At 67.0% G+C, this 9392-nt stretch carries 11 protein-coding genes; 7 read left to right on the plus strand and 4 right to left on the minus strand.

Annotated features, from left to right (window positions below; all coding sequences use genetic code 11):
- A partial coding sequence (locus Q4F04_RS13400; protein WP_303370314.1) for a hypothetical protein occupies positions 1 to 899 on the plus strand: 899 nt, incomplete at its 5' end.
- 90 nt (positions 900 to 989) lie between these two features.
- On the opposite strand, the gene bfr is transcribed toward Q4F04_RS13400, so the two are convergent.
- From bfr to Q4F04_RS13415, 3 genes are all read right to left on the minus strand, one after another.
- Positions 990 to 1475 carry a bacterioferritin gene (gene bfr / locus Q4F04_RS13405; RefSeq protein ID WP_303370315.1) on the minus strand — a complete coding sequence of 162 codons (486 nt, stop codon included), beginning with the start codon at positions 1473 to 1475 and terminating at the stop codon, positions 990 to 992.
- Between the two features lie 17 nt (positions 1476 to 1492).
- Positions 1493 to 1747, minus strand: a complete 255-nt coding sequence (locus Q4F04_RS13410; RefSeq protein WP_182791036.1) for a bacterioferritin-associated ferredoxin — start codon at positions 1745 to 1747, stop codon at positions 1493 to 1495.
- A gap of 115 nt (positions 1748 to 1862) precedes the next feature.
- Positions 1863 to 2039 carry a hemin uptake protein HemP gene (locus Q4F04_RS13415; protein WP_303370316.1) on the minus strand — a complete coding sequence of 59 codons (177 nt, stop codon included), beginning with the start codon at positions 2037 to 2039 and terminating at the stop codon, positions 1863 to 1865.
- Positions 2040 to 2253: 214 nt separating this feature from the next.
- Between Q4F04_RS13415 and exbB the strand changes: the two genes are divergently transcribed.
- Genes exbB through Q4F04_RS13430 form a run of 3 tightly spaced genes read left to right on the plus strand, consistent with a single transcriptional unit; the run spans position 2254 to position 4600 of the window.
- Positions 2254 to 3186 (plus strand): tonB-system energizer ExbB, encoded by a 933-nt coding sequence (exbB, locus tag Q4F04_RS13420; RefSeq protein ID WP_303370317.1) that lies wholly within the window; start codon positions 2254 to 2256, stop codon positions 3184 to 3186.
- On the plus strand, positions 3186 to 3644 hold the full coding sequence (gene exbD, locus Q4F04_RS13425; protein ID WP_303370318.1) for a TonB system transport protein ExbD: 459 nt from the start codon (positions 3186 to 3188) through the stop codon (positions 3642 to 3644). Before exbB ends, exbD begins: the two co-directional genes overlap by 1 nt.
- On the plus strand, positions 3641 to 4600 hold the full coding sequence (locus Q4F04_RS13430) for an energy transducer TonB (RefSeq protein WP_303370319.1): 960 nt from the start codon (positions 3641 to 3643) through the stop codon (positions 4598 to 4600). Before exbD ends, Q4F04_RS13430 begins: the two co-directional genes overlap by 4 nt.
- Before the next feature lie 85 nt (positions 4601 to 4685).
- Here the strand turns inward: Q4F04_RS13430 and gltX are convergent, their stop codons facing one another.
- Positions 4686 to 6014, minus strand: a complete 1329-nt coding sequence (gltX, locus tag Q4F04_RS13435; RefSeq protein ID WP_303370320.1) for a glutamate--tRNA ligase — start codon at positions 6012 to 6014, stop codon at positions 4686 to 4688.
- A gap of 86 nt (positions 6015 to 6100) precedes the next feature.
- Here gltX and Q4F04_RS13440 point away from each other — a divergent pair, with 86 nt between their 5' ends.
- The 3 genes from Q4F04_RS13440 to yidC form a co-directional block, all read left to right on the plus strand.
- Positions 6101 to 6508 (plus strand): metallopeptidase family protein, encoded by a 408-nt coding sequence (locus tag Q4F04_RS13440; RefSeq protein WP_303370321.1) that lies wholly within the window; start codon positions 6101 to 6103, stop codon positions 6506 to 6508.
- Positions 6505 to 7476, plus strand: coding sequence for a 1-phosphofructokinase family hexose kinase (locus Q4F04_RS13445; RefSeq protein WP_303370322.1), 972 nt, complete (start codon positions 6505 to 6507; stop codon positions 7474 to 7476). The genes Q4F04_RS13440 and Q4F04_RS13445 overlap by 4 nt, the downstream gene beginning before the upstream one ends.
- A gap of 99 nt (positions 7477 to 7575) precedes the next feature.
- Positions 7576 to 9392, plus strand: a 1817-nt coding sequence (yidC, locus tag Q4F04_RS13450) for a membrane protein insertase YidC (protein ID WP_303370323.1), incomplete at its 3' end; no start/stop codon positions are given.

Consider the following 9392-nt stretch of genomic DNA (forward strand, 5'->3'; position numbering starts at 1 on the left):
ACGGAACAACCGAGTTACTCGACGCACTGCACGCGTCGGGAGAGGTATACCATATTAGTCACTCTGTCGCCCTCGACGAATCCCCTCAAGGCAGGGCTGCGCGAGCAGCAAACGAAAGCGGAGTGATATCTGACGGCGACTGGCTTATCTGGCTAGATGCAGACGAGTTCCTGAACGTCCACTGTGGACATGGAATGGTAGAGGACCTTATATCTGCACTCGGCCCAGCTTCGGGGATGCTTATTCCGTGGCGCATCTTTGGAGACGGAGGAAACAAGACGTTCCCAGAAAGGTTTATTTCGGAAAGTTTCATCAAGGCTGCTGATCGTGACTTTTCTGGAAACAAGATCATAAAAACTTTTTATCGCCACCATAACCGAAAAATTCGATTATCAGAGATTGCAAACCACCGTCCACATCTTAGAAAATGGAAGCACTTCAAAAGCACAGATTTTCTGAATGCGTCAGGAAATATTCTGAATGCCGAATTCTATCCTACAGCGCGCTGGCTTATCGGGGTGCAGGGAAAAGCTAATTTTCGCATCCCTCCTGAAGATTATGCATGGGAGTTAGCCCAGATCAATCACTACCTCGTGCGGACAAGAGACATGTACGAGTTGAAGGCAATGCGGGGGCGAGGATTTGTCAACATTGAAAAGAACGTTGTGAAGAGAAAGCCACGTCACACCCCAAAATTCTTCGATGAGCACAACCGGAATGAGGTTGAGGACCGTTCCATTCTACGACACGAGCAGTCTACTATGGCAGAGATGAAGCGCCTGCTGAGCAGCCCTGCCATCAAGTCTGCCAATGATGTTACCCTGCGCCTCACGCAAGAGCGTATCGCATCCCTGCGAACTGCGGCTGAGCACGCGACACCCACCAACTCAGGTCATTAGCAGGCTCAAACCCGACTTGAACGGGCAACGCCTTCTCGAATGAAAACGCCGCCCGAAGGCGGCGCTCATATCTAAAGGCTGGTCTTGGCCTCACTCCGCCTTGTCGGCAGGCTTGGCGTTCAATTGGCCGTAGTTCTGGATGCCGATCTCGTCCATCAGGGACAACTGCGTTTCCAGGAAGTCGATATGGCCTTCCTCGTCCTCGATCAGGTCGTCAAACAGCGACTTCGACACCTGGTCGTTGACCTGCGAGCAATACTGCCGCGCTTCGAGATACAGGTTGCGGGCGTCATGCTCGGCAGCGAGGTCCGCTTCCAGCGTCTCGCGCAGGTTCTGGCCGATCCGCAGCGGGTCCAGCTTCTGCAGGTTCGGATGGCCTTCAAGGAAGATGATCCGCTCGATCAGGCGATCGGCGTGGTGCATTTCCTCGATCGATTCCTCGCGCGACTTCTTGGCGATCCGGCCATAGCCCCAGTCGTCCTGCAGGCGGTAATGCAGCCAGTACTGGCTGACGGCCGTCAGCTCGGACCTGAGCGCGGCATTGAGATACTCGATGACCTTCGGATCACCCTTCATGGACAGCCCCTCTGCTTTCAGACCGCCGCCCGCTGCCGCAATCCGCGCAGAACCGCCGGCACCTGCCTTGGGTCTGCATCGACGGCAAAGCCGTCGGCGGCGCGCATCGTCGCGACGAACAGTTTCATGCACCCGCCGCAATCCGCGCGCTTGCCGAGCGCGTGGTAGATCTTGCCGGGCGTCACGATCGTATCAGCATCCGAGGCGCGCATCCAGCCGACCGCGGCGCGGATCTCGCCATCGGTGATCCCCATGCAATGACAGACGATCATCGGGCTGTTTCCTGTTGCGCGATCATGGCAGGGGCCGGGAAGCCGCGGGAAAGGATGATAAGGTTCATGGGGCCGGGCTTTCGTGGATAGCTGGGCATGCGGGGGGCGTCCCCGGTCACTTGGTCAGGATCAGCTTTCCGGCGCGCGTGATTCGCAGCGTGTAGATCTGATCGGCGAGCGCGATCTGGGCCAGATGGCCGCCCGCGGTCAGGGTCGTCGCGTCATGCAAAGGGGCCTGCAGCCGGACCTGGACAGGCGTGGGGTCGCTACCATGGAAGGTGAGGTCGTTCATCTGGGCCTCCAACTTAGTTGAGCGTATTGCTCGGGTATGTCGGAGTGTTTACGTCAGGATTGACCTCTGTCAATAGGATTCCTTCGATCAGGTACAGCGCCCGAGGCAGGAGGTTACAACTTTCCCCCGCAAGCACACAGATAGTTGACAAGAAATGTCAGAGTCTGTTTGGACCGCAGGGAATGCGGCTTTGCCGCTCAGCAAGGTTTGTTCCATGATGTTCGCCCTTCCTCGCGCTGCCCTGCTCCGGCTTTCGCTTGCGCTTGCCGTTGCTGTCGGAATCGGCGCGCCTGCCGCGCTGGCGCAGGATGTTTCCCTGTCCCCCGCGCCGCAGGTGGCGCCCCCTGCGGCTAGCATGGCGGACGAGGCCGGCATTCCCGCCTTGGCGCCCACCGGAACGGACGCGCCTGCCGCCGATGATCCGGCCGCGGCGGATGCCAGCCCCCTCGGGGCGATTCCGGCGGATGCGCTGCCCCATGACCTGTCGCCGATGGGGATGTACCGGCAGGCCGACATCGTGGTGAAGGCGGTGATGATCGGCCTTGTCTTCGCCTCGATCGTCACCTGGACGGTGCTGATCGTGAAGATGATCGAATATCTGATGGCGATGCGCGCCATCAACCGGGGCGCACGCCGGATCGAGGCGGCCGCCAGCCTGCGCGCAGCCCTCACCTCGGCCGACGGGCGCGGCCCCGAGGACCGGATGCTGCGGGCGGCGGCGCGCGAGATGAACCGATCCGCACAGGGGCTGTCGCCGGAAGGGGTGCGGGAACGCATCGGCTCGCACCTGAGCCAGATCCAGGCTCGCGCCGCGCGGCACATGGGGCGCGGCACGGGCGTGCTGGCGACCATCGGTTCGACCGCGCCCTTTGTCGGGCTGTTCGGCACCGTCTGGGGGATCATGAACAGCTTCATCGGCATTTCCGAGGCGCAGACGACCAACCTCGCCGTGGTGGCGCCCGGCATCGCCGAGGCGCTGCTGGCCACCGCCATCGGCCTGATCGCGGCCATTCCCGCGGTCGTCATCTACAACTTCTTCGCCCGCGCCATTTCCGGCTACCGGCTGCGGCTGGGCGAGGCGGCGGCGGGGGTCGACCGGCTGGTCAGCCGCGACCTTGACCGCGCGCAAGCGGGGTTCGCGGTCTGATGGCGGGGGGCATCCGGAACCAGCCTGGCGGCGACGACGACCTGGTGGAAAACCACGAGATCAACGTCACCCCCTTCATCGACGTGATGCTGGTCCTGCTGATCATCTTCATGGTGGCGGCGCCGCTCTCCACCGTGGACATCAACGTGGACCTGCCGGTGTCGAACGCGCCGGTGTCGGGCCGTCCCGACACGCCCGTCTGGCTGACGGTGGGACCGGACCTGACGCTGTCGCTGGGCAACGAGACGATCGCCCCCGATGCGCTTGCGGCCGAGCTTGCAAAGGCGACCGGAGGCGACCTTGAAACCCGCATCTACCTGCGGGCCGACCAGGCCGTGGCTTACGGCGACCTGATGGAGGTGATGAACCGCCTGCGCGATTCGGGCTACCTGAAGATCGCCCTGGTCGGGATGGACCGCGCCAGCGCGCCGCCGGCGGCGCTTGCGGCAACGCCATGAGCGGCGGGCGCCTGGGCACCGCCGGGGCCTGGCTGGCGGTGGGCGCGCTGGTGCTGTCGGCTCATGTGGCCGCCGCCGCCTGGGCCATGCGCCAGCCCGGCCAGCCCCTGCCCGCCGCGCCCGAGGCGATCCTGCTGGACCTCGCCCCGCCGCCTGCGGGCGAGGAGGCGCCGGAGGCCGAGGCCAGCGAAGACGCCGCCGACCCGCCGCCGGAGTTCACCCCCGAGCCGCTCGATCCGCTGCCGCCGCCCGATTTTTCTGAATTGACGCCGCCCGAGCCCGACTTCGTCCCGCCCGAGGTCGAGCCGCTGCCGCCCCCCGATTTCGCCGGGATGGTCCCGCCCGAACCGGTGCCGGAGTTCGAGCCGCCCCCGGTCGTGCCGCTGCCGCCGCCCGATTTCGCCAGCCTCACGCCGCCGCCCGAGGCCACCCCCGCCATCGTCCCCCCGCCGCCCCGCCGCCCCGAGCGGCTGGTCCGGCGCGAGCCGCCCCGAGAGGAACGCCGAGAGGAACCGCGCGAGGAACGCCGTCGCGAAACCCGGCGCGCCCCCGAGCAGCCCCGCGCGGAACGCCGCGAGCAGCGGCGCGAGCAATCCCAGCCTTCCCGCCAGGGGCAGCAGGGCCGCGCGGGCGACAGTGGCGCGCGTCAGGCGCCAGCAGCCGCCTCGGGCGCCTCGCGGCAGGCGCAGGCAAGCTGGGAACAGCGCGCCGGCGCCACCGTCAGCAGGCACATGAGCCGGACCCGTGTCCGCGGCCAGCGCGGGGTCGTGCAGGCGACCGTGACCGTCAGCGTGGCCGCGAACGGCGCCACCCGCGCCCAACTGTCGCGCGGCACCGGCGATCCCCAGATCGATGCGGCGCTTGCCCAGCAGGCGGCGCGGATGCCGAGCCTGCCGCCGCCGCCCAGCGGCCGGTCCTTCCAGTTCACCCAGCCCATCGCGATCAGGGTGAGATAAGCGCAGGGCGGCCCTTTCCGGGGCCGCCCTGCAGGTGACGGAACGGATGAAGAAAGGCGGCTCCAGGGCCGCCTTCGCCTCGGGCTTACCGCTCGGCGGCGGGCACCTTCTGCAGCAGCGGCATCAGCTCGCCCATGTCGGGGCCGTGGTCCATGCCGGTCAGGGCCTTGCGCAGCGGCATGAACAGCCCCTTGCCCTTGCGTCCCGTGGCGGCCTTGACCGCGCCCGTCCATTCGCCCCAGGTCGCCCCCGTCCAGGGACGCGGGGGCAGCATCGCCAGCGCCTGCGGGATGAACTCGGCATCCTCGGGGTCGATCACCGGCGGGGCGCCGTCTCGCATCAGGCTCCACCACTCGCCCAGGTCGTCCAGCTTCGTGATGTTCTGCCGGGCGACCGACCAGAACTGCTCGGCCATGTCATCCGGCACGCCCATGGCCGCGATCCGTGCGCGCACCGCCTCGAAGGGCAGGTGCTGGTTGCGCTCGCGCGTGAGCGGCCAGAGGTCCTCGGCGTCGAACTTGGTGGGCGAGGCGCCGAACTGCGACAGGTCGAAGCCCTCGGCCAGCTCGTCCAGGGACATCCGCAGCATCACCGGCTGGTTCGACCCCAGCCGCGCCATCAGGGACAGCAGCGCCTCGGGCGCGACGCCCTGTTCCCGCAGGTCGCGCAGCGACAGTGTGCCGAGCCGCTTGGACAGTTCCTCGCCCCCCGGACCGGTCAGCAGCGAATGGTGGGCAAAACGCGGGGGTTCCCCGCCCAGCGCGCGGATGATCTGGATCTGCGTCGCGGTGTTCGTCACATGGTCCGCGCCGCGCACGATGTCGGTCACGCCCATGTCCACGTCATCGACGGACGAGGCGAAGGTATAAAGCACCTGCCCGTCCGCCCGGATCAGCACCGGGTCGCTGACGGATGCCGCGTCGATCGACACCTCGCCGATGATGCCGTCGGCCCATTCGATCCGTTCCTGGTCCAGCCTGAAGCGCCAATAGCCCTCGCGCCCCTCGGCCCGCAGCCGCGCGCGGTCCTCGTCCGACAGGTTCAGCCCCGCGCGGTCATAGACCGGCGGCTTCCCCATGTTCAGCTGCTTCTTGCGCTTGAGGTCCAGTTCGGTCGGCGTCTCGAAGACCTCGTAAAGCCGCCCCGCCGCGCGAAGCTGGTCGGCGGCCTCGGCATAGCGGTCCAGCCGGTCGGACTGCCGCTCGATCCGGTCCCATTGCAGGCCCAGCCATTCCAGGTCGCGCTGGATGCCGTCGGCGTATTCCTGCTTCGACCGTTCCCGGTCGGTGTCGTCCAGCCGCAGGATGAAGGTGCCGCCCGTTTTCCGGGCGATCAGGTAGTTCATCAGGGCGGTCCGCAGGTTGCCGACGTGGATATGGCCGGTCGGCGAGGGCGCGAAACGGGTCGTGGTCATCGGCGTCTCCTTGATCCGCCCGCTCTTTCATACCGGGCGATTCTTGTCCATATCGGCCCCTGACCCTGCAAGACCCCGGAGACGCCATGACCGACTGGACCGAGGCCATTGCGCCCACCGCCGCCGATATCGAGGCGCTGGCGCGCGAGGTTCTGGCCGGCCTGCCAACCGAGTTCGCCGGTCCCGCCGCGCAGGTGATCCTGCGGGTCGAGGATTTCGCTGGCGAGGACGTGCTGGACGAGTTGGAAATCGACGATCCGCTGGAACTGACCGGCCTTTACGACGGCGTCCCGCAGACCGAGAAGATGGCGAGCCAGCCGCAGCATTTCCCCGACACGGTCTGGCTGTTCCGCCGGGCGATCCTGGACGAATGGGCCGAACGCGGCGACGTGGCGCTGGGGGCCTTGGTCCGCAACGTGGTGATCCACGAATTCGCCCATCACTTCGGCTGGTCCGACGGCGACATCGCCAGCATCGACAGGTGGTGGGAATGATCGTCACGCCCCAGCCGCAGGCCCCGATCCTGACCGTCACCCTGAACCCGGCGCTGGATATCGCGACCAGCGCCGAAAAGGTGGTGCCTGACCTCAAGCTGCGCTGCGAGGCGCCGGTCTTCGACGCGGGCGGCGGCGGCATCAACGTCAGCCGCGCGATTGCCCTGATGGCCGGGCAGTCCACCGCGGTCGTGGCGCTGGCGGGCCACACCGGCAAGCGGATGCACGACCTTCTTTGCTGCGAGACCGGACTGCAGATCCTGCAACTGGAAGCGCCCGCCGAGACGCGGCAGTCGATTTCGGTGATCGACCGCAGCACCGGCGAGCAGTTCCGCTTCGTCCTGCCGGGTCCCGAGTGGCAGGAGGACGACGTGCGCGAGGCGCTGGACGCGGTGGCCAGCGCCGCGCCCGAGGACGGCATCCTTGTCGTCTCGGGCTCGAACCCGCCGGGCGTCCCCGCCGCTTTTCCGATCCTCTTGGCCGAGCGGCTGGAAGGCCGTGACACCTGCCTTTTCGTGGACACCTCGGGCAAGGCGCTGGCCGCCGCCGCATCGGGGCGCGCCGGTCCCATCGCGGTGCTGCGGATGGACGACGCCGAGGCCGAGGGGCTGGCGGGCCGTGCCCTGCCCAGGCGGAAGGACACGGCCGATTTCGCCTCGCGCCTCGTGCAGGCGGGGGCGGCCCGTGCGGTGATCATCGCACGGGGATCGGACGGCAATATCGTCGCGACCGCGCAGGGCCGCTGGCATGCCGAGGCGCCGAAGGTCGAGGTCGTCAGCAAGGTCGGCGCGGGCGACAGCTTCGTCGCAGGCTATGCGCTGGCGGTTGCCCGCGGCATGGCGGAACCCGACGCGCTGGCGCTGGGCGCCGCCGCGGCGGCGGCGGCGGTGATGACGCCCGCGACCGATCTCTGCCGCCCCGAGGATGTCGAGCGGCTTTACGCGGGACGCGTCGTCACCGTGATCTGATGGGCCGCGCGCCCCGCCGAACCCGCTATTCGCTTGACCTTTGCAGGGGGGTCCGGTTGAAGCGGCGCGTATTTCTCGCACAGACCGGGGTCCCGAAGGATGGACGACAACAACCGCAACCTGATCCTTGCCATGGTGCTGTCGGCACTGGTCATGATCGGGTGGTATGCCTTCTTCGCGCCGCCTCCGCCCGAACCCGTGGCCCCGGCCACGACGACGCAGACGGCGACCGGCGCGGTGACGCCCGATGCACCGGCCGGTCAGGCCCCCGCGCCCACGCTGATCGGCTCGGCCGACGATCCGGTGCTGACCGCGCCCCGCGTGCAGATCGAATCGCCTTCGCTCAGCGGCTCGATCTCGCTGGCGGGGGGCCGGATCGACGACATCCTGCTGACCGGCTACCGCGAGACGCTGGACCCGAACTCGCCCTTCGTGCGGCTGATGTCGCCGACGGCGCAGCCGCGCCTCACCACCGAAGGAACCCCCGCCGCCCCCGGCGCGAATCCCGAGATCGTGGTGCAGAAGCCCTATTACGCCGTCTACGGCTGGATGCCCGGCCCCGGCGTGGACCCCGCGCTGGTTCCCTCGCCCGCGACGCAGTGGACGGTGGAAAGCGGCACGGTGCTGGCCCCCGGCCAGCCGGTGACGCTGGCCTGGGACAATGGCGCAGGCCAGATCTTCCGCCGCAGCTTCGAACTGGACGACCGCTATCTCTTCACCGTGACGCAGAGCGTCGAGAACCTGGGGACCGCGCCCTTCGTGGCTGCGCCCTATGGCATCCTCGCCCGCCACGGCCAGCCCGACACGCAGAACTTCTTCATCCTGCACGAGGGCGCGGTCGGCATGAGCGACGGCCAGCTGCTTGAGGCCAAGTACAAGGACATGGTCAAGTTCGACGCGGCCGGACAGGAAGGCCCCGCCGAGATCACCCAGGTCACGGAAAACGGCTGGGTCGGCTTCACCGACAAGTACTGGATGACGACGCTGATCCCGGCGCCGGGCCAGTCCTTCACCTCGGTGGTGAAATACGCGCCGGGCGCCGACATCTACCAGGCCGAGACGCGCCTGCCGATGCAGACGGTCGCGCCGGGCACGCAGCTTTCCTCCTCCAGCTACCTTTTCGCCGGCGCCAAGGAGTGGGAGACGATCAACGCCTACCAGCAGACCAAGGGGATCGACCGCTTCGTCGATTCGATCGACTGGGGCTGGTTCTACTTCCTGACCAAGCCGATCTTCCGCCTGCTGCACTGGCTCAATGGCGCCATCGGCAACATGGGCTGGTCGATCATCGCGCTGACCTTCATCCTCAAGGCGCTGGTCTTCCCGCTGGCCCGCAAGTCCTATGTCTCGATGGCCCGGATGCGCGAGCTTCAGCCCGAGATGGAGGCGATCAAGGAGCGCACCGGCGACGACCGGGCGAAATACCAGCAGGAGGTCATGGCGCTGTACCGCAACGCCAAGGTGAACCCGGCGGCGGGCTGCCTGCCCTTGCTGCTGCAGATCCCGATCTTCTTCGCGCTGTACAAGGTGATCTTCGTCACGCTGGAACTGCGCCACGCGCCCTGGATCGGCTGGCTCCGCGACCTGTCGGCGCCCGACCCCTCGTCGCTGCTGAACCTGTTCGGGCTGCTGCCCTGGGACGCGCCGGTGCAGGGGACGATGCTGCATTCGCTGTCGCTGCCCGCGCTGGCGATCATCCTCGGCATCAGCATGTGGATGCAGCAGAAGCTGAACCCGGCACCCACCGACCCGGCGCAGAAGATGATCTTCGCCTGGATGCCCTGGATCTTCATGTTCATGCTGGGCGGCTTCGCCTCGGGGCTGGTGCTTTACTGGATCACCAACAACATCATCACGATCATCCAGCAGTACGGGATCATGTCGATGCACGGCCACCGGCCCGACCTGTTCGGCAA

It is taken from the genome of Paracoccus sp. (in: a-proteobacteria), assembly GCF_030536915.1.
Taxonomy (GTDB): domain Bacteria; phylum Pseudomonadota; class Alphaproteobacteria; order Rhodobacterales; family Rhodobacteraceae; genus Paracoccus.

Coding starts and splice junctions, on each gene's coding strand:
- gltX (WP_303370320.1), bottom strand. CDS start 6,014: ATGACCACGACCCGTTTCGCGCCCTCGCCGACCGGCCATATCCACGTC.
- Q4F04_RS13410 (WP_182791036.1), bottom strand. CDS start 1,747: ATGATCGTCTGTCATTGCATGGGGATCACCGATGGCGAGATCCGCGCC.
- bfr (WP_303370315.1), bottom strand. CDS start 1,475: ATGAAGGGTGATCCGAAGGTCATCGAGTATCTCAATGCCGCGCTCAGG.
- exbB (WP_303370317.1), top strand. CDS start 2,254: ATGATGTTCGCCCTTCCTCGCGCTGCCCTGCTCCGGCTTTCGCTTGCG.
- Q4F04_RS13440 (WP_303370321.1), top strand. CDS start 6,101: ATGACCGACTGGACCGAGGCCATTGCGCCCACCGCCGCCGATATCGAG.
- Q4F04_RS13430 (WP_303370319.1), top strand. CDS start 3,641: ATGAGCGGCGGGCGCCTGGGCACCGCCGGGGCCTGGCTGGCGGTGGGC.
- exbD (WP_303370318.1), top strand. CDS start 3,186: ATGGCGGGGGGCATCCGGAACCAGCCTGGCGGCGACGACGACCTGGTG.
- Q4F04_RS13415 (WP_303370316.1), bottom strand. CDS start 2,039: ATGAACGACCTCACCTTCCATGGTAGCGACCCCACGCCTGTCCAGGTC.
- Q4F04_RS13445 (WP_303370322.1), top strand. CDS start 6,505: ATGATCGTCACGCCCCAGCCGCAGGCCCCGATCCTGACCGTCACCCTG.